Raw genomic sequence first — 24,945 nt, forward strand, 5'->3', positions numbered from 1 at the left:
AGGAAAAATATTTTGCGAAACTTAGTGTTCACTTTGTGAATCTTTGCGAAATAGTTTTTCAAAAAAAACAAAAAACAACACAATGAATAAAGAAGAATTTGGTTTTGAAACACAAGCCATAAGAACACAATTAGAAAGATCACAGTATTTAGAGCATTCGGTGCCATTGTATTTATCGTCAAGTTTCGTATTTGAAGATGCAGAGGACATGCGCGCTTCTTTCACAGAAGAAAAAGAAAGAAATATTTATAGCCGTTTCAGTAATCCAAACACATCAGAATTTGTAGACAAGATCTGCAAAATGGAAGGTGCAGATTCTGGTTATGCTTTTGCAACGGGAATGGCAGCAGTATATTCTACTTTTGCTGCATTATTAAACTCTGGAGATCATATTGTTTCTGCAAGCAGTGTTTTTGGTTCTACTCACGCTTTGTTTATGACTTATTTTCCAAAATGGAATATCGAAACTTCATATTTTGAGATCAATAAGCCAGAAACAATCGAGAGTTTTATTAAACCAAACACCAAAATATTATACGCCGAATCACCAACAAATCCTGGTGTTGATGTTATTGATTTACAATTATTAGGAGATATTGCAAAAAAACACAACTTGATTTTAATTATAGACAACTGTTTTGCAACACCTTATTTACAGCAGCCAATTAAATTTGGAGCACATTTGGTTATCCATTCAGCAACAAAATTAATTGACGGACAAGGACGAGTTTTAGGCGGAGTAACTGTTGGAGATGCAGAATTAATCAGACAGATATATTTGTTCTCTAGAAATACAGGTCCAGCTTTATCGCCATTTAATGCTTGGGTTTTATCAAAAAGTTTAGAAACATTGGCAGTTCGTGTGGACAGACACTGCGAAAATGCTTTAAAAGTAGCTGAGTTTTTAGAAAGTCATCCAAATGTAAACAGCGTAAAATATCCGTTTTTGAAATCGCACCCGCAATATGAGATAGCAAAGAAACAGATGAAAGCTGGCGGTAACATCATCGCATTTGAAATTAAAGGTGGAATTGAAGCAGGAAGAAAATTCTTGAATTCGATACAACTTTGTTCATTGTCTGCAAATATTGGAGATACCAGAACAATTGTAACGCATCCAGCTTCTACAACACACAGCAAATTATCTGAAGAAGATCAATTAGCAGTTGGAATTACGCAAGGTCTTGTTCGTGTTTCTGTAGGTTTAGAAACTGTAGAAGATGTAATTGCAGATTTAAAACAAGCATTAGCTTAATTATATATTTCAATTTTCAAATAGTAAAGACGATTTTTAGCTGTAAATTTAATACAGTTGAAAATCGTTTTCTTTTTTTAAATTGTTGATAAAAAATATACTTTTGTTTTAGACGGCAATATTAATTTCAATTAGTTATGAGCAATAGAATTTACATTCTTGATAAAAAATTACTTGCTTCGGATAGAAAACGTTTTGAAGGTGGTATTGTTGATTTTATCTTTGCAATTGTCTCAATTTTTGTATCTGGTTTTATAATTGTAATCATCGGAAATATTTTTAATTGGGATATATTCTCTATTTGGCAAAGATTTGTGACTGATTCCACTTACTTAGCAGTTTTTACTTTTTTACTCTTTAATTATCTGCTTATGGAATCTTTCTTTGGAGGGACTATGGGCAAATTTGCTACAGGTATAACAATTGTTACCGAAAATGGCGAGAAGCCAAAATTTGATAAAATTTTTATTCGAACTTTATGTCGTTTAATTCCTTTCGATGTGTTTTCATTTTTAAATAAGTCTGGTAGATTTTGGCATGATTCCATATCAAAAACTTATGTGGTAAATAAAAATGATCTTGAACGAGACATGGAAATCTTTTATAAAGTTAATTTGATTGGAATTAACGAAGTAATTTGATAGAATTAGTAGAATTTAACTTTATTCTTTTGTGATAGTTCAAACAAAAAGCATATTTTTGTTGTTTAATAATTTGTAAGAGTTTGATCTGAATATCCCAAATCTAAATTCTACAATCTAAAATTATACATTAGTGCTTTCAAAGAAAACAAAATACGGAATTAAAGCTCTTACATATTTAGCCAGGAGAGAAAATAACGAACCTGTACAAATTGCTGAAATTGCGAAAAGTGAACATATTTCGATTAAATTTTTAGAAAGTATTTTATTGCTTTTGAGAAACTCTGGTTTTCTTGGAGCTAAAAAAGGAAAAGGCGGCGGTTACTACCTGATCAAAGATCCTAAGGATATTAGCATGGCAAAAGTGTATCGTATTCTAGAAGGGCCGATTGCATTATTACCGTGTGCCAGTCATAATTTCTACGAAAGATGTGATGACTGTGATGATGAGTCTACCTGCGCCGCACGTCGTTTAATGACAGAAGTTAGAGATAATACACTTAAAATATTAGAAAGTAATTCTTTAGCAGATATTGCTTTTTAGAATTTTCTTTTTAAAAATAAAAATGACCATTTTAGATTCTAAAATAGTCATTTTTTATGTTGAGTATTACAGTTCTAAAAAATCAATTTATATCCAGCCAGAAAAAGCATTACAGCAATAGCATTTCTCAAAAATAGATCAGGAACTTTTCCGCTTAAACTGCTTCCAATATAAATACCTGGAAGTGATCCCATTAATAATTGGCCTAAAAGCGTTAAATCTAAATTTCCCATAGAAGCATGTCCGATTCCAGCAACTAAAGTCAATGGAACAGCGTGAGCAATTTCAGTTCCTACCAACCGAGGAGTTGGTAAAAGCGGATAAAGGAAAAACAAAGTTACAGTCCCTAAAGCACCGGCTCCAATAGAAGTTAAAGTTACAGTCGCTCCCAATAATACTCCAATGCCAACAGTCAGCATATTTTGAGTATGGCTTTCGCTATGAAATTTATCTCCGGCATGTTTTTGCGAAAACTTTAAAATTCTGTTTTTAAATATAATAGCAACAGAAGTAAACAATAATGCCCAGCCTAAACTGTACTTAATAACGCGATTTATTGTCTCGATATCTGTTTTAATACTGTTGAGTATCCACAACGTTACTAAAGCAGCGGGAACACTTCCTAATGTCAGCCATCCTGTAATTTTCCAATTTATATTTCCTTTTTTATTGTGTACAAATATTCCGCCAGCTTTGGTAAAGGCAGCATATAGCAGGTCTGTTCCTACAGCTGTTGTGGGAGGAATATTGAAATATAATAAAATTGGGGTCATTAAAGAGCCCCCTCCAACACCTGTTAATCCAACAATAAAACCAACTACTAAACCTGCGATTACAAGACCAATTTGAAAATCCATAGAAAAAATTTGGCGCTAAAATACGACATTTTTATAATTATCCTATAGATATTGTAGAGATTGGAAAACGTATTTAATACACAAGTTTTTTTGATGCTTATATTGTTTGAATATCTTGGAAAATGGTATTATTTGTGAAATTATTCAAGCAAAGTTCTAAATACCTCTTTTAGAATGCAATGAATTAGTAATTAAGGCTTAAAAAAATAAAAATATTACTTTGTATTTTAGAAATAAGTATTATTTTTGCAAAGTAATCTATTAACCCGATAGGGTAATAGGTTTTGAAAACAAAAAGAATTATTTTTAATATGGAAAAAGAACTGAAAATAAATACGGCCGATTCTTTAAAAGAAAAGCTTTGGATTGGAATTCCTGTTGTTTTGTTAGTAGGTTTATTAACCGTGTTAATATACAATCATCATGCTGAGTTTTCGTGGAATGGATTTGTTGAAGGATTTAATGAAGAATTTTTAGTGTTTTTTGCCATTGGAGTTTTTGCTCAATTGGTAGACGGAACTTTAGGAATGGGATACGGAGCAACTTCAACATCATTTTTATTGGCTTATGGAGTTCCGCCAGTGGTGAGCAGTACTGCGGTACACGTTTCAGAAATGTTTACAACGGGAGCATCGGCACTTTCACACCACCGATTTGGGAATATCAATAAAAAACTGGTAAAACATTTATTGATTCCAGGTGTTTTAGGTTCAATTACAGGAGCTTACTTATTGTCGGACATAATTAACGGTGATATTATTAAGCCATTTATTGCAGTTTACATGATTGTTTTAGCGATTGTAATCATTAGAAAAGCATTGAAAAAAACAATTGTAAAGAAGAAAACTAAAAAATTAAGTGCTTTGGCCGCTTTTGGTGGTTTCATGGATTCAGTTGGAGGCGGAGGCTGGGGGCCAATCGTAACTTCAACATTATTAGGAAGAGGAAGAAATCCGAGATATACAATTGGTTCAGTAAATGCAGCTGAGTTTGCAATTTCATTTGCTAGCGGCATTACATTCATGCTTTTTGGCGGTATTCATGGCTGGCAGGTAATCATTGGATTGATTTTAGGAGGAGTTATTGCAGCGCCGTTAGCAGCATATTTGGTAAACAAAATTAAAAGAAAACCAATGATGATTGCGGTTGGAGTTCTAATTATATTATTGAGTTTAAAAACATTATCTAAATTATTATAATTCTTTAGATAGGGAGAAAGAGATTATGAGTGCGATTATTGTACAAGAATTATTAGAAAAAACTAAAGATTTTTCGCTAAATGAAACGTTAGTTTTTTTAGCAGAAAAATTTCCAGGAAAAGTAATTTTCTCAACATCTTTTGGTCAGGAAGATCAGGTAATTACAGATTTTATTGCAAAAAGCAATACTGATATTGCTGTTTTTACTTTAGACACCGGAAGATTGTTTCAAGAAACTTACGACGTTTTTCACAAAACTTTAAAAAAGTATAAAAGACCAATCGAAGTTTTTTTTCCAGAAGCTGCTTCAGTAGAAAATCTTCTGAAAACAAAAGGACCAAACAGCTTTTACGATTCAGTTGAAAACAGAAAAGAATGCTGTTTTATTCGAAAAGTGGTTCCGTTAAGAAAAGCTTTGGCAGGAAATTCAGTTTGGATTACAGGTTTAAGAGCTGAGCAGTCAGAAAACAGACAAGATTTAAACTTGTTTGAGTACGATGGAAACTTCGAAATCATAAAATTCAATCCGCTTTTAAAATGGACTTTAGAAGAAGTTGAAATTTATCTTCAGGAAAACAATGTACCTCAAAATGCTTTACACAAACAAGGTTTCGTAAGTATTGGATGTGCACCTTGTACAAGAGCAATTTTCCCAGGTGAAGATATCAGAGCCGGAAGATGGTGGTGGGAATCTAGCCATAAGGAGTGCGGGCTTCATAGTGCTAAGAAAGAGTAGAGTTTTAGAAGAAGCAAGAGGCAAGACTTTTTTTAGAGAATAGAAAATAGATTATAGAGTAAAGAGTGAAGATTTTAGATCAGGTTAAAAACTTGAAACTTTAAACCTGAAACAAAATTTTCACAACAAAATATCAAACAAAAAAACAATGAGTTCAGTATTAAAAACAAACGCTTTAGAGAGTGAAGCAATATACATTTTCAGAGAAGTAATTTCACAGTTTGACAAACCGGTTTTGCTTTTCTCAGGAGGAAAAGATTCTATCACATTGGTGCGTTTAGCGCAAAAAGCATTTTTTCCTGCAAAGATTCCGTTTCCTCTATTGCACGTAGATACGGGACACAATTTTCCTGAGACAATTGCTTTCAGAGATAAATTGGTTGAAGAATTAGGTTTAGAGTTGATCGTTCGTAATGTTCAGGATGCTATTGATGAAGGAAAAGTGGTTGAGGAAACTGGGAAATATTCAAGCCGTAACAGCTTACAGACTACAACACTTTTAGATGCAATTGAAGAATTTAAGTTTGATGCTTGTATTGGTGGAGCTCGCCGTGATGAAGAAAAAGCAAGAGCTAAAGAACGTATTTTTTCTGTTCGTGATGATTTCGGACAATGGGACGAAAAAAATCAAAGACCTGAGTTGTTTGATATTTTAAATGGAAAAATCGAAAATGGACAAAATGTTCGTGTTTTCCCAATTTCAAACTGGACAGAATTAGATGTTTGGAGTTATATCGAAAAAGAACAAATCGAGATTCCATCAATCTATTTTTCACATAAAAGAAAAGTTTTTTTGAGAGACGGTTTAATCTGGTCGCATTCTCCTTTTGTGTATCAGGAAGAAGACGAACAAATCGAAGAACGAATTGTTCGTTTCAGAACCGTTGGAGATATGAGTTGTACAGCTGCTGTTGAATCTTATGCAGCAACAATCGAAGAAGTTGTGGGAGAAATCAGATCATCAACGATTTCTGAAAGAGGAGCTAGAATCGATGATAAACGTTCTGAAGCTGCAATGGAAAAGAGAAAACAACAAGGATACTTTTAATAATTGTTAATTATGAATTGTTAATTGTAAATGCAATTAGGAACGAAATTTAAAAGTAGAATCAAAAAAAACAAAAACATACAGATTTAAGTTTCGAGAGAACATGAAACCTGAAACTTTAAACCTGAAACAAAAATATTAGAATGGACGTTTTAAAAATAGCAACAGCAGGAAGTGTAGATGACGGAAAAAGTACTTTGATCGGAAGATTATTGTACGATACAAAGTCATTGACAACTGATAAAATAGAAGCAATCGAAAAAAGCAGCAGACAAAAAGGATACGATTACCTTGATTTTTCTTTGGCAACTGATGGCTTGGTAGCAGAGAGAGAACAAGGAATCACAATTGATGTTGCGCATATTTATTTTTCGACTGCAAAGAAAAGTTACATTATTGCCGATACTCCAGGTCACGTAGAATATACAAGAAACATGGTTACAGGAGCGTCGACTTCTCAGGTTTCGATCATTTTAATTGATGCCAGAAAAGGTGTTATTGAGCAAACATACCGCCACTTTTTTATCAATAATTTATTAAGAGTAAAAGAGGTAATTGTTGCCATTAACAAAATGGATTTAGTTGATTATTCTGAAGAAGTTTTTAATAAAATCAAAGCTGATTTTCAGGCATTAAATGCAAAAAGTACTTTTAAGGAACAAAACGTAAGTTATATTCCCTTAAGCGCAATCAACGGTGGAAACGTGGTTGACAAATCAGAAAATATGCCTTGGTACGACGAACAAACTGTATTGGAACATTTAGAAGGATTACATGCTTCTGATGTTTTTGAAGCTGGAAAAGCGCGTTTTCCAGTTCAAACTGTTATTCGTCCAAAAACAGAAGAATACCACGATTTTAGAGGTTATGCCGGAAAATTATACGGAAACTCAATTAAAGTTGGCGATGCTGTAACGGTTCTTCCTTCTTTAACAGAATCAAAAGTATCTAAAATTCACTTTTTCGATAAAACATTCGATGAGGCCGTTGCAGGATCTTCGATTACAATCGAATTAGAAAATGATATCAATGTAACGAGAGGTGACATGATTGTAAAATCAGATGAGCTTCCAAAAATTGAAAAAGATATTACAACGACAGTTTGCTGGATGGATAGTAAAAAACTGGTTTCAGGAACAAAGTATTTAATACAGCATAATACGAATAGAGTTTTGGCAAAAGTAGAAAGTATTAAAAATACTATTGCAACTGATTACTCAGGAACGACTGAAGCTTCACAATTAGCAATCAACGAAATTGGAGAAGTAAGCATTAAATTAAGCAAACCGTTATATTTTGATTCTTATAATGAAAACAAATCAAACGGAGCTTTTATCTTAATTGATACAGCAACGAATACAACAGCAGGAGTAGGATTTATCAGGTAACCTGCTGTAAGCTATAAGCTTTAGGCAATAAGCTCTTAGCAAAAGATGTATAAAAAGGTATGCAAGAGCCTAAAGCTTATTGCTTAATGCCTAAAGCAAAAAAAACACAAAGTTAATAAAGCTTAAAGCGTATAGCCTAAAGCCTAAAGCGTAAAAGAAATGGAAAGTTTTAGAACAGAAATAGAAAATCCGATAGTTCAAAGAGAGATTATCGAATTAGAAAAAAAGATTCATTTATTCCGTGGAGGAAAAATTGATGATGAGCGTTTTCGTAGTCTTCGTTTAGCGCGCGGAATCTACGGACAGCGTCAGGAAGGCGTTCAGATGATTCGTATCAAATTGCCGTACGGTAAAGTTACCAGCGAACAATTAGTGCGTATTACTCAGGTTTCTGATGAATATTCTACTGGACGTTTACACATTACAACGCGTCAGGATATCCAAATTCACTACGTGAGTTTAGACAGAACACCAGAGCTTTGGGCAGATTTGGCTAAAGATGATATTACACTTCGTGAAGCTTGTGGAAACACCGTTAGAAATATTACAGGAAGTGAATTGGCTGGTGTAGATGTAAATGAACCATTTGATGTTTCGCCTTATGCACACGGACTTTTTCAATATCTGTTAAGAAACCCAATTTGTCAGGAAATGGGACGTAAATTCAAGATTTCGTTCTCTTCTTCAGACGAAGATACGGCTTTGAGTTATTTACACGATTTAGGATTTATTCCGAAAATTAAAGACGGACAAAAAGGTTTTAAAATCATGTTTGGTGGAGGTTTAGGATCTCAGCCAGCGCATGCTGAATTGCTTTCGGAGTTTGTTCCAGTAAATGAAATCATTCCAACAGCAGAAGGAATCATTCGTATTTTCGACAGATACGGAGAACGTGCCAAAAGAATGAAAGCACGTATGAAATTTTTAATCAAAGAAATAGGAAAAGATGTTTTTCTTGATTTAGTTGAAAAAGAGAAAAAAGCGATCGCTTTTGAAACATACGAAATTGATACGACTGCTTTTGAAGGTCCAATTCCAGAACCATTATTAGAAGTTCCGCAAGTTACAATCGAAGATACTGCAGCTTATGAAGCATGGAAAAAATCGAATGTAATTAAGCAGAAACAAGAAGGTTATTATGCCATCGGAATCAAAGTTCTATTAGGAGATTTTTATACGGATAAAGCCAGATTATTAGCCACTTTAATTAAAAATTACGCAGCAAATGAATTACGTTTTTCATTGCGTCAAAATATTGTAATACGTCACGTAAAAGAAGAGAATCTTCCTTTCTTTTATCAGGAATTAGCCAAATTGGACTTTGTTCATTTAGGATATAATTCTACAGGAGATATTACGGCATGTCCGGGTACTGATACTTGCAACTTGGGGATTGCAAGTAGTACCGGTATTGCAGAAGAATTGGAAAGAGTTTTAACTGCCGAATATCCTCAGTATTTAAACAACCGCGAAATCGAAATTAAAATTTCAGGTTGTATGAATGCCTGCGGACAACACAATATGTCTGCAATTGGGTTCCAAGGAATGTCAATCAATTCAGGAAAATTAGTTGCTCCGGCTTTACAGGTTTTATTAGGCGGAGGAAGATTAGGAAACGGATCAGGACGTTTTGCTGATAAAGTAATTAAAATTCCAAGCCGTAGAGGACCAGATGCATTACGTACCATCTTAAATGATTATGATGCCAATGCAAACGGAGAAAAATTCTTGAATTATTATGATGCAAAAGGAGAGAAATATTTCTATGAAATTCTAAAACCTTTCGCAGATGTTACCAATTTAACAGAAGCTGATTTTGTAGACTGGGGTAACGCAGACAACTATGTAAAAGCAGTTGGAGTTGGGGAATGTGCGGGAGTAGTGATCGATTTAGTAGCAACTTTATTGTTTGAAGCTAAAGAGAAATTGATTTTGGCTCAAGAATCTTTCGACGAGAAAAAATGGTCAGATGCTATTTATCATGCTTATGCAGGATTTGTAAATGGAGCAAAAGCTTTGTTATTGTCTGAAAACGAAAAAACAAATAATCACGCAGGAATTGTAGACTTGTTTGATACCGTTTTTATTGAAAAAAATAAAATAGAATTAAACTCAACTTTTAAAGATTTGGTTTACCAAATCAATAAAAATGAACCTTCTGAAGCTTTCGCTAAAGATTACATTGCCCAGGCAGTAGTTTTCTTTGATAAAATTGAAACTTTCAGAGCTCAAGAATTAGCAAATGCTTAATATAAAACCAAAAATAACTTTAGTCGGTGCAGGTCCGGGCGATCCTGATCTACTTACGCTCAAAGCTGTAAAAGCATTGGCTGAAGCCAACGTGGTTTTATATGACGCTTTGGCCAATGAAGAAATTCTGGATTACGCACCTAAAAATGCTATCCGAATTTTTGTTGGAAAAAGAATCGGAAATCATGCCTATACGCAAGATCAAATCAATCAATTAATTGTTGATAATGCTTTGACATACGGAAACGTAGTTCGATTAAAAGGTGGAGATCCGTTTATTTTTGGAAGAGGTGGTGAAGAAGTGGAATTTGCAGAAAGTTTCGGAATTGAAACTATCGTAGTTCCTGGAATTTCATCTGTAGTGGCAGTTCCTGCAAGTCAGGGAATTTCAATTACAAAACGCGGCGTTTCAGAAAGCTTTTGGGCCATTACTGGAACAACTTCAGATAGAAAATTATCTGCAGATGTTGCTTTGGCAGCTCAATCTTCTGCAACAGTTGTAATCTTGATGGGAATGCACAAATTACCTCAAATTATCGATTTGTTTCAAAAAGAAAATAAAGGAAATTTACCAGTTGCAATCATCCAAAACGGAACAACAGCAGAAGAAAAAGTTGGCGTAGGAACAGTTGATTCGATTTTAGAAGTTGTAAAACAAAAAGAATTAGGTTCACCAGCAATTATTGTTCTTGGAGAAGTTGTCCGCGAAAGCAACAAATTAAAAGGATTTTACGAAGAATTTCTATCAAAAGAAATCACAAGATAAAATTTCGCAGGAATCAACATTGGAGCATCCGTTTTTAACCGAATGTACGTGAAGAGATTGTTCCGTTAGGAACATTTCATCGGTAGAATAAAAAATGTTCCCAATAAAATGTTCTATTAGGAACATCTGATTGGTAAATCATCTAATTTTGAATAGATGAAAAATGATTAACATGGAACAAAACGAATTATATCCAATATTTCTAAAACTTCACAATCTGAATGTTTTAATTGTGGGCGGCGGAAATGTAGGTCTGGAAAAACTTTCTTTTTTGTTAAAATCGAGTCCAAATGCAAATGTTGAGGTTGTAGCGCCCGATTTTCATTTAGAAATTAAAATTTTAGCAGAAAAGCATCCATCAATTAAATTGACGGAAGCAAAGTTCAAAAAGAGAATGCTCAAAAAACGCCATATGGTAATCGCCTGTACAGATGATTTAAAGGTCAATAAAAGAGTGTACGATTTGTCTAGAAAGCGTTATTTAATTTGCAATATCGCCGATACGCCGGATTTATGTGATTATTATTTAGGAGGCATCGTTACGAAAGGAAATGTGAAAATCGCCATTTCGACCAATGGAAAATCGCCGACAACTGCCAAAAGGCTAAGAGAATTTTTCGAAGAAGTAATTCCCGACGATATTAATCAAATGGTAGAAAACCTAAATGAATACAGGAGAACCTTAAAAGGCAATTTTGAAGAAAAAGTGAAGAAGATGAATGAAATCACCGCTTCACTCAAAAATAGAGAGTAAAAATATCGCTTAGAAATGAATGATAAAAATCATTGTCAGTAGAATAAATTATTCGTTTCTTTGCACTATTAAGAATGATTATAAACAACAACATAATGATTAAAACAGATATACTTATAATTGGAGCAGGCCCAACAGGTTTATTTGCCGTATTCGAGGCAGGATTATTAAAATTAAAATGCCATATATTAGATGCTCTGCCTCAACCAGGAGGACAGCTTTCAGAATTATATCCAAAGAAACCAATTTATGATATCCCAGGATTTCCAGAAGTTTTAGCTGGAGATTTAGTGGATGGATTAATGGAGCAGATTAAACAGTTTGAGCCAGGTTTTACATTAGGTGAGCGTGCAGAAACAATCGAAAAACAAGAAGACGGAAGTTTCATTGTAACGTCAAACAAAGGAACTAAATTTCACGCGCCAGTTATAGCAATCGCAGGAGGTTTAGGAAGTTTTGAGCCTCGTAAACCACTTATTGAAGATATCGAGTTTTATGAAGATAAAGGAGTTAAATACTTCATCAAAAATCCAGAGAAATTCAGAGATAAAAGAGTAGTAATTGCAGGAGGAGGAGATTCAGCACTAGACTGGAGTATTTTCTTGGCAAATGTAGCTTCAGAAGTAACTTTAATTCACAGAAGAAACGAATTTAGAGGAGCTTTAGATTCTGTAGAAAAAGTACAGGAATTAAAATCAGCTGGGAAAATTAAATTAATCACTCCTGCAGAAGTTATCGGAATCAACGGTGCTGAGCATGTTGAGTCATTAGATATCGAAGAAAACGGAGCACACCGTAAAATCGAGTGTGATTATTTCATTCCACTTTTCGGATTAACTCCAAAATTAGGTCCAATTGGAGACTGGGGATTAGAAATCGAAAAAAATGCAATCAAAGTAAACAATGCACTAGATTACCAAACGAATATCCCGGGAATCTTCGCCATTGGAGACGTAAATACATACCCAGGAAAACTAAAACTAATCCTTTGCGGATTCCACGAAGCAACTTTAATGTGTCAAGCTGCTTACGGAATCATCAATCCAGGTAAAAAGTATGTATTAAAATATACAACAGTTTCTGGTGTAGACGGTTTCGACGGAACTCGTAAAGAAGCTCCAAAAGCAGTTGTTAAGGCAATAGTTTAATCGAAAGTGCTGATCCCGTCCCGAAATTTCGGGATCGGGACTAAGGGACTAAGGCGCTAAGGTTTTTATATACAAAGCTCAAACTTTTAGTTTGAGCTTTTTTAATTAATCCCAGAGGGATGAAATATTTATAGAAAAGAATTATTCGTTTGCAAAAGAGCTCCAGCGGAGCGAAATATATGTCGCTTCTCTGGAGCTTTTGTTGAGTTGGTAAATTGTTTTCTATAAATATTGCGCTCCTCTGGAGCTCGATTGTTTAAATTAAAAATCCTAAAAGAAAAACTTAGAACCTTAGCGACTTAGCCTCTCAGAACCTTAGAAAAAAACATTTGCAAATCGAAAGCCTATTTCATACCTTTGCACTGTTCTTAAAATTACTGTTAGTTATCACGAAAGGCGGAGGGATAGACCCAATGAAACCTTAGCAACCCTTTATCATAAAGAAGGTGCTAAATTCTACTTTATACGACATTTTCCAGTATTAAAGATAGATAACACAAATACATAACTCGTATTTCTCAAACTTTTCCTGACAACTTACAATAATTACTGAAACAGATTCTGTATCAGGAGCGAATCATTGGTGCATTTTTGCAGTCAATAGTTCCCGCTGTACACAAATATCTTTTATTCTGAACTCCAGAATAAAAGGATATTTGCTTCCATCGGGGCTAATTAGCATGCAATATTGCACTTTTGGAATTAGTGTGAAAAAAATATCGAAGGTTAAACTTCACAATCATAATAAAAAAACTTAGCATCTTAGAACCTCAGTATCTTAGAAGCTAAAGAAAAAAAGATATGGCAATTACGATACAAGAAGCAATAAAGAAAAATATCCTAATCCTTGACGGAGCAATGGGAACAATGTTGCAGCGCTATAATTTCTCCGAAGAAGATTTTAGAGGAGAGCGTTTCAAAGATTTTCCACATCCATTAAAAGGAAACAACGATTTATTATCCTTAACACAACCACAGGCGATCCGCGATGTGCACGCCGCTTATTTTGAAGCTGGTGCAGATATCGTAGAAACCAATACCTTTTCAGGAACGACAATCGGTATGGCCGATTATCATATGGAAGATTTGGTTTACGAGCTAAACTACGAATCGGCAAAAATCGCAAGACAAGTAGCCGATGAGTTTACCGCAAAAAATCCAGAGAAACCACGTTTTGTAGCTGGTTCAATCGGACCAACAAACCGTACGGCAAGTATGTCACCAGACGTAAACGATCCAGGTTACAGAGCCGTAACGTTCGACGATTTGCGAATTGCTTACAAACAACAAGTTGAAGCTTTAATGGATGGGGGATGCGATTTACTTTTAGTAGAAACGATTTTTGATACCTTAAATGCTAAAGCAGCACTTTTTGCAATCGAAGAAGTAAAAGAAGAACGTAATCTAGATATTCCAATCATGGTTTCAGGAACAATTACGGATGCTTCAGGAAGGACACTTTCTGGACAGACAGTTGAAGCGTTTTTGATTTCAGTTTCGCATATTCCGTTATTGAGTGTAGGATTCAATTGCGCTTTAGGAGCCGATTTGTTGAAACCGTATTTGAAAACATTAGCACATAATACAAGTTTTAATGTTTCGGCACATCCAAATGCAGGATTGCCAAACGCATTCGGACAATACGATGAAACGCCAGAACAAACGCAAGCTTTTATAAAAGAATATTTAGAGGACAATTTGATTAATATCATTGGAGGTTGCTGTGGAACAACTCCAGATCATATTAGATTAATGGCTGAGGTTGCGAAGGATTATAAGCCAAGAGTGGCGCCGGTTATTGCCTAAAGTTTCGCTCCTGCAAGGTTTTTAAAACCTTGTAGGTATTGATTGCAATAACTACTTTCAATTACTACGAGAAAATAATTAATTTATGAATGAAGGAAAATTTGAAATTGAAAGTGCTGAATGTGAGCTTTTTGTGTGTAGTTTTCAATGTATAAATGATTTTAGAATTTCGTTTAGGGAAAAGTTTGAATACATAGTTGCATTTCATGCGACTAATCTGAGTAATCAAGAATTTAAATATATTCAAAAAGAGGGACTCAAGGTAGCTTCAAAAGAATTGCTAGAAAAAAAAGCTAAACACAGATTTATAATAAATGAGACTGAAGAATTATCTAATGAGATTGAGAAAAGTATAAGTGAATGGTTTTCTACGGATAACCCACATGAAAATAAATTTTATACAAAAAATGAAATAAATTTTGGATTGCTAAAAGAAGATTTATTTGAACATTATCATTATTTGTTGTTCGGAGCAGAATCACTTTTACCAGTTGCCGATTATTTAAGGAAAAAATATCGTAAATCATTTAGACGAATATTAGTTGATTCAGGATTACACTATATTATAAAAGTTTTAATTCCTGTTGAAAAAACGAATGACGAATGGATTGATTGTATTTACGATTTCTTTAATGATCAAAATTCGGAAGTTCCTTTAGTTTATAATTACGATTTGCCAAGGGAAAATATTTTGAATATAGAAAAAGTAAATAGACCAATTGACAGACAAAATTTGATTTTAATATAATTTTAAAGAAAAATCGTCTTACGAAACCGAGTTTGCGTGAGGGATAGTAGTGAAAAGCCCACAGCCTGACGAAGGAAGAGCGAGGACTTGTAACAAATAGCCCGGCCCAGAGGGACACGCCCAAATTAATAAACATAAATACCTACTAAGTTTTTAAAACCTTGCAGGAAACAAAAGAGAATAAAAAAAACTCAGAATCTAAGCATCTTAGAATCTTAGTAACTTAAAAAGAAAATGGCAGAAAAAAGAAGAGACCTTGTATTATCAGGATTAGAACCATTGATTATTACACCCGAAAGTGTTTTTGTAAACGTTGGGGAACGTACAAATGTAACTGGTTCAAGAAAATTCCTAAGATTAATCAAGGAAGAGAAATATGACGAGGCACTTGATATTGCAAGACAGCAGGTAGAAGGAGGAGCACAAATCATCGATATTAATATGGATGAGGGAATGCTTGATGGCGTTACTGCAATGACTAAATTTTTGAATTTAATTGCTGCAGAACCAGATATTTCGCGAGTGCCGATTATGATCGACAGTTCGAAATGGGAAATCATCGAAGCAGGTCTTAAAGTAGTACAAGGAAAAAGCGTTGTAAACTCGATTTCGTTAAAAGAAGGAGAAGAAGCTTTTATTCACCACGCGAGATTAATCAAACGTTACGGAGCGGCGGCGATTATCATGGCTTTTGACGAAGTAGGTCAGGCGGATAATTACGATCGTAGAGTAGAGATTTGCCAGCGTTCGTATGATATTTTGGTGAACAAAGTAGGGTTTCCTCCGCAGGACATTATTTTCGATTTGAATATTTTCCCAGTTGCAACGGGAATGGAAGAACATCGCTTAAATGCTTTGGATTTCTTTAGAGGAACAAAATGGGTTCGCGAGAATCTGCCTCATGCACATATTAGTGGTGGGGTGAGTAACGTTTCGTTTTCTTTTAGAGGAAATGATACCGTTCGTGAAGCGATGCACTCAGTGTTTTTATACCACGCCATTAAAAATGGAATGACGATGGGAATCGTAAATCCCGAAATGTTGACGATTTATGATGATATTCCGAAAGACTTATTAGAACACGTTGAAGACGTAATTTTAGATAGACGTGACGACGCTACAGAACGACTTTTAGATTTTGCAGAAAATGTAAAAGGTGAAGCAAAAAGCGATGAAAAAGTAGTTCAGGAATGGCGTTTTGGAACGGTTCAGGAACGTATTACACATTCATTGGTAAAAGGAATTGATGCTTTTATTGAGGAAGACGTTGAAGAAGCCCGTTTGGCAGCAGCAAAACCAATCGAAGTAATCGAGATCAATTTGATGACGGGAATGAACGTGGTTGGAGATTTATTTGGAAGCGGAAAAATGTTTCTCCCTCAGGTGGTAAAATCGGCTCGTGTAATGAAAAAAGCGGTTGCTTATTTATTGCCATTTATTGAAGCAAGCAAACAAGCTGGAGATAAACAAGGAAACGGAAAAATCCTAATGGCAACTGTAAAAGGTGACGTTCACGATATTGGGAAAAACATCGTTTCGGTAGTTTTGGCTTGTAACAATTACGAGATTGTAGATCTTGGTGTTATGGTGCCTCCGGAAAAAATTATTGCAGCGGCGATTGAGCATAATGTAGACATTATCGGCTTAAGCGGACTGATTACACCTTCGCTTGACGAAATGGTGTATCTAGCCAAAGAATTAGACAAACAAGATATTAAAATCCCGATTATGATTGGCGGGGCAACAACTTCGCGAGCGCATACTGCCGTGAAAATTGCGCCTCAGTACAGAGAAACGGTAATTCACGTAAACGATGCTTCGCGTGCTGTTACGGTTGCAGGAAACCTGTTAGATCATAACCGAAAAATATATGCGGCAGATATTCGTGCAGAGTACGATTCTTTTAGAGAAACATTTTTAAATCGTTCAAGAGATAAAAATTTCCTCACGATTGAAGATGCCCGTAAAAACAAATTACAATTGGATTGGTCTGAATACACACCGACTAAACCAAAAGTAATTGGAGCACAAACCATTGAAATAGAACTTGATGTTTTGGTTCCGTATATCGACTGGACACCATTTTTTCAAACTTGGGAATTGTACGGAAAATATCCTGCGATTTTAACCGATGAGGTTGTGGGCGAACAAGCAACATCTGTGTTTAACGATGCTCAGGCGATGTTGAAGGTGATTTTAGAAGAGAAAAAACTAAAAGCAAAAGGTATCTACGGAATTTTTCCTGCGAATCAGGTGGATGATGACGATATCGAATTACGTGACGAAAACGGAAAAGTTTTAGATAAATTCTTAACGCTTCGCCAGCAGTCACAAAAAACAAAAGGCGCTCCAAACATCGCTTTAGCCGATTTTATTTTGCCAAAAGAAAGCGGAATTGAAGATTATATGGGAGCTTTCTGTGTAACCACTGGTTTTGGCGTTGACGAATGGGCTGCGGAATATGAAAAGAATTTAGACGATTATAACTCGATTATGGTAAAAGCACTTGCCGATCGTTTTGCTGAGGCTTTCGCCGAATATCTTCACGAAAGAGTACGTAAAGATTTTTGGGGTTATGATAAAGAAGAATCTTTAACCAACGAAGAATTAATTAAAGAAAATTATAAAGGAATTCGTCCTGCGCCAGGTTATCCGGCTTGTCCCGATCACTTGGAAAAACCAACGATTTGGAAGCTTTTAAATGTAGCTGAAGAAATTGGAGTGACGCTTACAGAAAGCATGGCGATGTGGCCGGCTTCATCGGTTTCGGGATATTATTTCGGAAACCCAAAAAGCCGATATTTCGGACTAGGGAAAATAAAAGAAGATCAGGTAGTAGATTACGCCAAACGACGAAACGTTCCAACAGATTATGCCATGAAATGGTTAAATCCTAATATTGCAGATTAACGAAAGTTATTTTTGTTTCAGGTTTCAAGTTCTCTATAGCAACTTGAAACCTGAAACTTGAAACTTTGAAACAACAAATAAAATGATTTAAGTTTTTGATTTCAGATTTTTTACACGAACTAAAAACTCAAAACACTTAACTCATAACCCATAACTTAAAAAATGAAAGTAACAGAGCATATAGAAAACGCCAAAGGAAAAACATTATTCTCATTTGAAATTATTCCACCTCAAAAGGGGAAAAGCATTCAGGAATTGTATGATAATATCGATCCTTTAATGGAGTTTAAACCGCCGTTTATTGATGTAACAACTTCTCGCGAAGAGTATATTTACATTGATCGCGGTAACGGACTTTTGGATAAAAAACTAACTCGTATGCGTCCAGGTACGCTTGGAATTTGCGCTTCTATTAAACATAAATACAATGTAGATACGGTTCCACATTTGCTTTGCGGCGGATTTACGCAGGAAGAAACCGAGTATATGCTGGTTGATTGTCATTATTTGGGAATCAACAATGTAATGGCGCTTCGCGGAGATGCCATGAAAGATGAGCAGTCTTTTACGCCAAAAGCGGGAGGAAATCATTATGCAATCGATTTGGTTCGACAAATTAATGATTTGAATTGCGGAAAATATCTTCATGAAGTAATGGATGTTGATAATAAAGCCGATTTTTGTATTGGAGTTGCAGGTTATCCTGAAAAGCATTTAGAATCACCATCATTACAATCAGATTTAAAAAGATTAAAAGAAAAAGTAGATGCAGGAGCAGATTATGTGGTAACGCAAATGTTTTTTGACAACTCGAAATATTTTGCCTTTGTAGAAAAAGCAAGAGAAATGGGCATCACAATTCCGATTATTCCTGGAATTAAGCCTATTGCTGTTCAAAGACATTTACAGGTTTTACCGCAGATTTTCAGAATTGATCTTCCAGAAGATTTGATCGATGCTGTAGATAAATGCAAGAATAATGCTGAAATCAAACAAGTCGGAATCGAGTGGGCAATTCAGCAGTCATTAGAATTAAAAGCAGCGGGAGTTCCGTTTTTGCATTATTATTCAATGGGAAAATCTGAGAATATCCGCCAGATAGCGAGTCAGGTTTTTTAAGGTTTTTGCGAGGAACGAAGCAATCTCAAGTTGTTTAGCTTTTGTGCTTTTTTAATACGGTTGCTTCGTTCCTCGCAATGACAAACAAGGCTTGGAATTTGGATTTTTTTTATTGGAATTTAACTTTAAAGATCATGAAACAAGAAGAATTACAAGCGATAGCCTCTCAACTAAAAAATCCATCGGGAGAAAAAGGAATCGAAATGGCAAATATGATGAACGAAACAAACATCAATATGACGCGCCATTCGATTCAAAATTTAAATATATCCAAAGAAAATAAAATTCTGGAATTAGGCCACGGAAACGCTGGTCATGTTGAATTTTTGTTTGAACAGGCGGAAAAACTAAAATATTATGGATTAGAAATGTCCGAGCTGATGTTTCAGGAAGCGCGCCAGATTAACAGAAATTTTGTGTCTCAAAAACAAGCTTTCTTTTCACTTTATGACGGAAATATAATTCCGTTTGAAGAAGAATCTTTCGATAAAATATTTACGGTAAATACCATTTATTTTTGGCAGGAGCCAGAGAAATTACTTTTAGAAATTTACAGGGTTTTAAAATCAAATGGAAATTTCTGCTTAACATTTGCAGAGGAAGATTTTATGAAGAAACTTCCGTTTACTCAATTTGAATTTGAACTTTACAGTACAGAAAAAGCGCAGAAACTAATTGAAAAATCACCTTTTAAGATTGTGTATACAGAAACACAGACAGAAAAAGTAAAAAGCAAAACAGGAGAATTGGTTGACAGAGCTTTTACGACTATTGTTCTAGAGAAATAATTTCTTGCCAGATTAATAAAGATTTACAGAGATTAAAAAATCATTTTAATCCTACTAATCTGTGGCAAAAAAAATGACTAATCAATTTTCGCAATCTTTTTTTAAGTACTTTCATTCTTTATTAATCATTCTGAATTATAATCGTTTAAAATTATGGAAGTTAAGAGAATCAATTTTTTACAGAGTTACAGCAGTATTTTAATGCTTCTTGGAGGTATTATAATAGGAAGTATTTTTGGATTGGTTTTCGGAGAAAAAGTTTTGATCATAAAACCGATTGGGGATATATTTCTGAACTTACTTTTCACGGCCATTATCCCGCTTATCTTTTTTACAATTGGTTCGTCGATTGCTAATTTGGAGAGAACAGAAAAGCTCGGAAAACTTTTCTTTATTATGGTTTTGGTCTTTCTGGCGACAATTCTTATTTCGGCAATTGTAATGATTTGCGCCGTTTATCTTTTTCCCATTCATGAGGATATCGCTATTGCCAAAGTTCCGTTTGAGGAAATTCAATCAGGATCTGCAGGAGATCAAATTGCAAAACTGCTTACGGCAAATGATTTCTTCGAATTATTGTCGCGAAAAAGTATGCTGGCATTGATTATTTTTTCTTTTCTAATTGGTTTTGCAACATTGCAGTCCGGCGAAAAAGGAAATGCTTTCAAGAGCTTTCTCGATTCTGGAAACGAGGTGATGAAACAACTTTTAAACATCATCATGAAATTGGCGCCAATTGGTTTGGGAGCTTATTTTGCCTATCAGGTTGGTGTTTTCGGGCCGCAATTGTTGGGAGTTTATGCAAAACCTATGGCAGTTTATTATGCGGCCTGTGTCTTTTACTTTTTTGTGTTTTTTAGTTTATACGCACTTGTGTCAGGCGGAAAAAGAGCTTTTAAAGTTTTTTGGAGTAATAACATAACGCCATCTTTAACCGCAGTAGGAACTTGCAGCAGTATTGCCACAATTCCTGCCAATCTTGAAGCAGCAGAAAAAATGAGAATTCCGGCACATGTTCGTAATTTGGTGATTCCGCTAGGAGCGCCTTTGCATAAAGACGGTTCTAGTATGTCTTCTATTTTAAAAATCACTTTTTTGTTTGCCATGTTTGGGAAGGATTTTACAGATCCGATGACGATTCTTTTAGCACTTGGAATTACTGTAATTGTTTCTATTGTTGAGGGAGGAATTCCAAACGGAGGTTATATTGGCGAAATCTTAGCCATAACCGTTTATGGTTTTCCGATGGAACAAGCGCTTCCAGTTGCTATGATTTTAGGAACTTTGGTTGACCCGATTGCTACTTTGTTAAATGCAAATGGTGATGTAATTTGTTCGATGATGGTTTCGAGATTCTCTGAAAAAACGAAATGGTAACGTTATTATAAGTTCCACATTTTTACCGTAAATATATTATTTCAACTAAAGGCTTAGGCTTCGCTCAGCCTGTCAATTAGTTTGAGATCAAAAATTATATAAATATGAATTCAATACTACAACACGATCTAAATGATTTTGAAAATATCTTAGAAAAAGCCAAACAACAAGGCGTTGATTTCTTGAATAATTTGGAGAATATTCCAACTTCAAATAAAAACAGAATCGATCCCAAACGAGACTTAAACGAATTAGGTTTAGGTTCTTCAGAAGCTTTAAAAGAGTTTAATGAAAGATTAGCACCTTTATTGGTTTCGTCTCCAGGGCCTCGTTATTGGGGATTTGTAACCGGCGGATCCACACCTGCTTCTATTGTTGGTGATTGGCTGGCATCGGTTTACGATCAAAATACACAATCGATAACATCTCAAGGCGGAAATTCGGCATTGATAGAATTTGAAACTATTAATTTGCTGCTTCAATTATTAGAACTTCCAGATTCTTTTTTAGGAGGATTTGTAACCGGCGCAACCATGTCAAACTTTACTTGTTTAGGTGTTGCCAGACAATGGTTTGGAAAACAGTTTGGAAAGGATTTTGCTAAAAACGGAATTTCAGAACCCATTAATATTTTAACTGCAACTCCTCATTCTTCTTCTATAAAATCATTATCGATGTTGGGAATTGGAAGTCAAAATTACACAGTTGTGAAAACAATTGAAGGGAATCGTGAGGCAATAGACATTATCAATTTAGAAGAAAAAATAAAAGAATTAAACGGAAAACCTTTTATTCTAATTTCAAGTGCTGCAACGGTAAACACCGCTGATTTTGATGATTTTGAAGCTATTTCAGATCTAAAGAAAAAATACAATTTTTGGTGGCATATTGATGCTGCATTTGGGGGTTTTGCTGCAGTTTCAGATAAATACAAACATCTGGTTGAAGGCTGGGAAGGAGCAGACAGTATTACAATTGATTGTCATAAATGGCTGAATGTGCCTTATGAAAGCGCTTTTTATTTAGTAAAAAAAGAACACTTAAACCTGCAGATTGAAACATTTCAGAACTCAAATGCTCCTTATTTAGGTAATGCTTTGGAGAACTTTAATTATTTAAATGTTCTTCCAGAAAATTCACGTCGTTTAAGAGCTTTGCCAGTCTGGTTTTCATTGGTTGCTTATGGAAAAGAAGGCTTTTGTGATATTGTTGAAAAAAGTACTTTGCTGGCACTTCATTTTGGAAATGCTATTATAGAAATTGACGATTTTGAACTTATGGCTCCAATTCGATTAAATAATGTTTGTTTTACTTTGAAAGGAGATGAAAATCAGGATAAAGTTGGTGAGTTTTTAACAAGGCTAAATGATACAGGCACAGTTTTTATGACGCCGACAGTTTATGAAAATAGAAATGGAATTAGAGCTTCGTTTGTAAATTGGCGAACAACTGAAAATGATATTAAAATTGTAATGAAAGAAATGGTCGAAATAGTTTCACAAATATAACCGTCAATATAAATGCAGAAGAGCCTGTTTTAAGGAAATGGGTTATTACCTAAAATTAATTTGAGTTTTAAAATGTAATATGTTGATTTTAAGATTTAAGTAAATTAAAAAAGCGGATAGTTTTTATTAAACTATCCGCTTTTCTCCGAAAAACTGTCCCGATAGCTATCGGGGAGAGACTGAAAACTTACTTCGTAATCTCTCTAAAAACAGCTTCTAGGTTTTTATTTTTTTGATTCAATTGTAGAGTTTTTAAACCATTTTCGTTGGCGAAATCAAAAATAGCGGGACGCATATCTTTATCAGTAACAAAAGTCAGTTCCCATGTCATGTCATGGGTATTAACGTAAGAACTTATGTTAGGCAGTTTAGCTAAAAGCTGTTCTTCTACTTTATAATCAAACTCTACTTCAATTACTTGCTCTTTATTTGCAGTAACTAAATGGTCTAATTTATTATCTGCCACAATTTGCCCTTTGTCAATAATTATGACACGATCGCAAATCGCTTCTACTTCCTGCATAATGTGTGTCGATAAAAAAACAGTTTTATTTTTTCCTGCATTTTTGATGACATTACGAATTTCCATTAACTGGTTAGGATCCAGTCCAGTAGTTGGTTCATCTAAAATTAAAACATCTGGATTATGGAGTAAAGCATTTGCAAGTCCAACACGCTGGCGGTATCCTTTAGAGAGCTGACCAATTTTTTTATGGCTTTCTGGTGTCAGTCCTGTCAGTTCGATTACTTCTTCAATTCTAGATTTTGGCACGTTATAGACATCGGCATTAAAAGCCAAATACTCACGAACATACAAATCCAAATATAACGGATTATGCTCTGGAAGATACCCAATAGAACGCTGCACTGCTTTAGTGTCTGACATGACATCATGACCATTTACAAGGGCTGAGCCACTATCGGCAAGTAAATACGTGGTCAAAATTTTCATTAAAGTAGATTTTCCAGCTCCGTTGGGTCCAAGAAATCCTACGATTTCTCCCTTCTCAATTTTAAAAGAAATTCCATTTAAAGCTTTTTGCTCTCCGTAACTTTTTGATATGCTGTTTACTTCTATCGACATAGACTTTTTTATTTGTTGCAAAAGTAAACAGAAATAGTTTCGATTGCTACATTTTATCTTTTAAAGTAAATATAAAAAAATCGAACAGCCCTTTATTCACGGCATCGTTATTGTTAAGGGAATGCTAAAATAAATTTAAACCCAAAAACATGAAAAAAATTCTAGTGATGGCTGCGTTGGCTATCTGTAGTTTTGCAAATGCGCAAAAAGGAACAATCTTAGTAGGTGGTAACATTGGATACACTTCTGAAAAAACTGAATTTGCAAACAGCGAAAGAACAGTAAACGAATTTAGCTTTTCTCCAAAAGTTGGTTACCAATTTCACGAAAACTGGACAGTTGGAGGTGAATTTACTGTAAGTTCTTCTAATGATGATGATGGTGTAACTGAAGAAAAAAATAACGGATTCAAATTAGGTGCATTTGTTCGTTATACAATGCCATTAAGCCAAACTTTCTCTGTTTTTGCAGATATGGGAGCAGGTTTCCAAAATGCAAAATATAAAGAATATGGTCCAGGAAATGCTTTTGCAAAATCTAAAGCAGATGGAATGTATGTTGGTGTAACTCCAGCTCTTTTCATTAACATGCAAAAAGGTTTCGGTTTAAACTTCAGCATTGGTGGTTTAGGATACGAGACATTAAGTTATGATAATAACGGTCCAGATGTTAACAAATTCTACTTTAACTTCGGTCAAACATTCAACATCGGAATCTCTAAAAACTTCTAATCTAAGTTTTATATATTCAATTTCAGAAAGCATCCGCCATCGCGGATGCTTTTTTTTTGTTTGAGATTTTTAAACTTTTGAAAATAAAAAGTTCTGGTTTAGCCCCGATAGAAGCGGTATCCTTTTATGGCGGGGTTCGCCATAAAAGATATAGCGGATAGCGGGACTAAAGGTGTTATGGAAACAAAAATCTTCTGCTTCTAAAAAACAATGCCAGTAAAAGTGAAGTCGAAACAAATCATAACTACAAGATTTTCGACTTCGCTTACTGGCATTGAAACAAAAATA

General features: G+C 34.7%; 21 protein-coding genes and 1 riboswitch. Of the genes, 19 read left to right on the forward strand and 2 right to left on the reverse strand.

Annotated elements, in window-relative coordinates:
* The first annotated feature begins 82 nt into the window (after positions 1-82).
* The 3 genes from QMG60_RS06855 to QMG60_RS06865 all read left to right on the forward strand — a co-directional run bounded on the left by QMG60_RS06855 (position 83) and on the right by QMG60_RS06865 (position 2,440).
* Positions 83-1,255: an aminotransferase class I/II-fold pyridoxal phosphate-dependent enzyme gene (locus QMG60_RS06855; protein WP_134139210.1), complete on the forward strand. Its 1,173-nt coding sequence runs from the start codon at positions 83-85 to the stop codon at positions 1,253-1,255.
* A gap of 137 nt (positions 1,256-1,392) precedes the next feature.
* A complete protein-coding gene (locus tag QMG60_RS06860; protein WP_281867291.1) occupies positions 1,393-1,896 on the forward strand; it encodes an RDD family protein in 504 nt (167 codons plus the stop codon).
* Between the two features lie 133 nt (positions 1,897-2,029).
* Positions 2,030-2,440, forward strand: coding sequence for an Rrf2 family transcriptional regulator (locus QMG60_RS06865; protein WP_008466594.1), 411 nt, complete (start codon positions 2,030-2,032; stop codon positions 2,438-2,440).
* Between the two features lie 74 nt (positions 2,441-2,514).
* Here QMG60_RS06865 and QMG60_RS06870 read toward each other — a convergent pair whose 3' ends face one another.
* Entirely contained in the window at positions 2,515-3,297 is a 783-nt protein-coding gene (locus QMG60_RS06870; RefSeq protein WP_281867292.1) for a sulfite exporter TauE/SafE family protein, read from the reverse strand.
* 311 nt (positions 3,298-3,608) lie between these two features.
* On the opposite strand from QMG60_RS06870, the gene QMG60_RS06875 reads away from it, so the two are divergent.
* The 15 genes from QMG60_RS06875 to QMG60_RS06945 all read left to right on the forward strand — a co-directional run bounded on the left by QMG60_RS06875 (position 3,609) and on the right by QMG60_RS06945 (position 22,842).
* Positions 3,609-4,496, forward strand: coding sequence for a sulfite exporter TauE/SafE family protein (locus tag QMG60_RS06875; RefSeq protein WP_057117684.1), 888 nt, complete (start codon positions 3,609-3,611; stop codon positions 4,494-4,496).
* A gap of 25 nt (positions 4,497-4,521) precedes the next feature.
* Positions 4,522-5,232: a phosphoadenylyl-sulfate reductase gene (locus QMG60_RS06880; RefSeq protein WP_281867293.1), complete on the forward strand. Its 711-nt coding sequence runs from the start codon at positions 4,522-4,524 to the stop codon at positions 5,230-5,232.
* Between the two features lie 148 nt (positions 5,233-5,380).
* On the forward strand, positions 5,381-6,280 hold the full coding sequence (gene cysD, locus QMG60_RS06885; RefSeq protein WP_057117574.1) for a sulfate adenylyltransferase subunit CysD: 900 nt from the start codon (positions 5,381-5,383) through the stop codon (positions 6,278-6,280).
* A 143-nt stretch (positions 6,281-6,423) separates the two neighbouring features.
* Positions 6,424-7,668, forward strand: a complete 1,245-nt coding sequence (locus QMG60_RS06890) for a GTP-binding protein (protein WP_281867294.1) — start codon at positions 6,424-6,426, stop codon at positions 7,666-7,668.
* 159 nt (positions 7,669-7,827) lie between these two features.
* Positions 7,828-9,918, forward strand: a complete 2,091-nt coding sequence (locus QMG60_RS06895; protein ID WP_281867295.1) for a HEPN domain-containing protein — start codon at positions 7,828-7,830, stop codon at positions 9,916-9,918.
* Complete coding sequence (gene cobA, locus QMG60_RS06900) at positions 9,911-10,684, forward strand: uroporphyrinogen-III C-methyltransferase (RefSeq protein WP_281867296.1); 774 nt, start codon at positions 9,911-9,913, stop codon at positions 10,682-10,684. The genes QMG60_RS06895 and cobA overlap by 8 nt, the downstream gene beginning before the upstream one ends.
* Positions 10,685-10,856: 172 nt before the next feature.
* Positions 10,857-11,438: a bifunctional precorrin-2 dehydrogenase/sirohydrochlorin ferrochelatase gene (locus QMG60_RS06905; RefSeq protein ID WP_281867297.1), complete on the forward strand. Its 582-nt coding sequence runs from the start codon at positions 10,857-10,859 to the stop codon at positions 11,436-11,438.
* A gap of 95 nt (positions 11,439-11,533) precedes the next feature.
* On the forward strand, positions 11,534-12,586 hold the full coding sequence (locus QMG60_RS06910; protein ID WP_057117569.1) for an NAD(P)/FAD-dependent oxidoreductase: 1,053 nt from the start codon (positions 11,534-11,536) through the stop codon (positions 12,584-12,586).
* A gap of 381 nt (positions 12,587-12,967) precedes the next feature.
* Positions 12,968-13,084: riboswitch (SAM riboswitch) on the forward strand.
* Positions 13,085-13,387: 303 nt separating this feature from the next.
* Positions 13,388-14,392 carry a homocysteine S-methyltransferase family protein gene (locus QMG60_RS06915; RefSeq protein WP_281867298.1) on the forward strand — a complete coding sequence of 335 codons (1,005 nt, stop codon included), beginning with the start codon at positions 13,388-13,390 and terminating at the stop codon, positions 14,390-14,392.
* A gap of 85 nt (positions 14,393-14,477) precedes the next feature.
* The gene (locus QMG60_RS06920) at positions 14,478-15,140 is read left to right on the forward strand and encodes a hypothetical protein (protein WP_281867299.1); all 663 of its coding nucleotides are present in this window, start codon (positions 14,478-14,480) and stop codon (positions 15,138-15,140) included.
* A 234-nt stretch (positions 15,141-15,374) separates the two neighbouring features.
* Positions 15,375-18,050, forward strand: a complete 2,676-nt coding sequence (gene metH / locus QMG60_RS06925; RefSeq protein ID WP_281867300.1) for a methionine synthase — start codon at positions 15,375-15,377, stop codon at positions 18,048-18,050.
* A 162-nt stretch (positions 18,051-18,212) separates the two neighbouring features.
* Positions 18,213-19,169 (forward strand): methylenetetrahydrofolate reductase [NAD(P)H], encoded by a 957-nt coding sequence (gene metF, locus QMG60_RS06930; RefSeq protein WP_057117566.1) that lies wholly within the window; start codon positions 18,213-18,215, stop codon positions 19,167-19,169.
* Positions 19,170-19,303: 134 nt separating this feature from the next.
* A complete protein-coding gene (locus tag QMG60_RS06935; RefSeq protein WP_281867301.1) occupies positions 19,304-19,957 on the forward strand; it encodes a class I SAM-dependent methyltransferase in 654 nt (217 codons plus the stop codon).
* Between the two features lie 153 nt (positions 19,958-20,110).
* Positions 20,111-21,334, forward strand: a complete 1,224-nt coding sequence (locus QMG60_RS06940) for a dicarboxylate/amino acid:cation symporter (protein WP_281867302.1) — start codon at positions 20,111-20,113, stop codon at positions 21,332-21,334.
* Positions 21,335-21,438: 104 nt separating this feature from the next.
* Positions 21,439-22,842: a pyridoxal-dependent decarboxylase gene (locus QMG60_RS06945; protein WP_281867303.1), complete on the forward strand. Its 1,404-nt coding sequence runs from the start codon at positions 21,439-21,441 to the stop codon at positions 22,840-22,842.
* A 187-nt stretch (positions 22,843-23,029) separates the two neighbouring features.
* On the opposite strand, the gene gldA is transcribed toward QMG60_RS06945, so the two are convergent.
* The gene (gene gldA / locus QMG60_RS06950) at positions 23,030-23,926 is read right to left on the reverse strand and encodes a gliding motility-associated ABC transporter ATP-binding subunit GldA (protein WP_134139224.1); all 897 of its coding nucleotides are present in this window, start codon (positions 23,924-23,926) and stop codon (positions 23,030-23,032) included.
* 149 nt (positions 23,927-24,075) lie between these two features.
* Between gldA and QMG60_RS06955 the strand changes: the two genes are divergently transcribed.
* Positions 24,076-24,657, forward strand: a complete 582-nt coding sequence (locus QMG60_RS06955) for an outer membrane beta-barrel protein (RefSeq protein ID WP_057117562.1) — start codon at positions 24,076-24,078, stop codon at positions 24,655-24,657.
* The last annotated feature ends 288 nt before the right edge of the window (positions 24,658-24,945 follow it).

The sequence above is a fragment of the Flavobacterium sp. GSB-24 genome, assembly GCF_027924665.1.
Classification (GTDB): domain Bacteria; phylum Bacteroidota; class Bacteroidia; order Flavobacteriales; family Flavobacteriaceae; genus Flavobacterium.

Bases quoted from the DNA above. Each gene is read 5' to 3' on its own strand.
- QMG60_RS06855 (WP_134139210.1), top strand. From the start codon at position 83: ATGAATAAAGAAGAATTTGGTTTTGAAACACAAGCCATAAGAACACAA.
- QMG60_RS06860 (WP_281867291.1), top strand. From the start codon at position 1,393: ATGAGCAATAGAATTTACATTCTTGATAAAAAATTACTTGCTTCGGAT.
- QMG60_RS06870 (WP_281867292.1), bottom strand. From the start codon at position 3,297: ATGGATTTTCAAATTGGTCTTGTAATCGCAGGTTTAGTAGTTGGTTTT.
- QMG60_RS06875 (WP_057117684.1), top strand. From the start codon at position 3,609: ATGGAAAAAGAACTGAAAATAAATACGGCCGATTCTTTAAAAGAAAAG.
- QMG60_RS06880 (WP_281867293.1), top strand. From the start codon at position 4,522: ATGAGTGCGATTATTGTACAAGAATTATTAGAAAAAACTAAAGATTTT.
- cysD (WP_057117574.1), top strand. From the start codon at position 5,381: ATGAGTTCAGTATTAAAAACAAACGCTTTAGAGAGTGAAGCAATATAC.
- QMG60_RS06890 (WP_281867294.1), top strand. From the start codon at position 6,424: ATGGACGTTTTAAAAATAGCAACAGCAGGAAGTGTAGATGACGGAAAA.
- QMG60_RS06895 (WP_281867295.1), top strand. From the start codon at position 7,828: ATGGAAAGTTTTAGAACAGAAATAGAAAATCCGATAGTTCAAAGAGAG.
- cobA (WP_281867296.1), top strand. From the start codon at position 9,911: ATGCTTAATATAAAACCAAAAATAACTTTAGTCGGTGCAGGTCCGGGC.
- QMG60_RS06905 (WP_281867297.1), top strand. From the start codon at position 10,857: ATGGAACAAAACGAATTATATCCAATATTTCTAAAACTTCACAATCTG.
- QMG60_RS06910 (WP_057117569.1), top strand. From the start codon at position 11,534: ATGATTAAAACAGATATACTTATAATTGGAGCAGGCCCAACAGGTTTA.
- QMG60_RS06915 (WP_281867298.1), top strand. From the start codon at position 13,388: ATGGCAATTACGATACAAGAAGCAATAAAGAAAAATATCCTAATCCTT.
- QMG60_RS06920 (WP_281867299.1), top strand. From the start codon at position 14,478: ATGAATGAAGGAAAATTTGAAATTGAAAGTGCTGAATGTGAGCTTTTT.
- metH (WP_281867300.1), top strand. From the start codon at position 15,375: ATGGCAGAAAAAAGAAGAGACCTTGTATTATCAGGATTAGAACCATTG.
- metF (WP_057117566.1), top strand. From the start codon at position 18,213: ATGAAAGTAACAGAGCATATAGAAAACGCCAAAGGAAAAACATTATTC.
- QMG60_RS06935 (WP_281867301.1), top strand. From the start codon at position 19,304: ATGAAACAAGAAGAATTACAAGCGATAGCCTCTCAACTAAAAAATCCA.
- QMG60_RS06940 (WP_281867302.1), top strand. From the start codon at position 20,111: ATGGAAGTTAAGAGAATCAATTTTTTACAGAGTTACAGCAGTATTTTA.
- QMG60_RS06945 (WP_281867303.1), top strand. From the start codon at position 21,439: ATGAATTCAATACTACAACACGATCTAAATGATTTTGAAAATATCTTA.
- gldA (WP_134139224.1), bottom strand. From the start codon at position 23,926: ATGTCGATAGAAGTAAACAGCATATCAAAAAGTTACGGAGAGCAAAAA.
- QMG60_RS06955 (WP_057117562.1), top strand. From the start codon at position 24,076: ATGAAAAAAATTCTAGTGATGGCTGCGTTGGCTATCTGTAGTTTTGCA.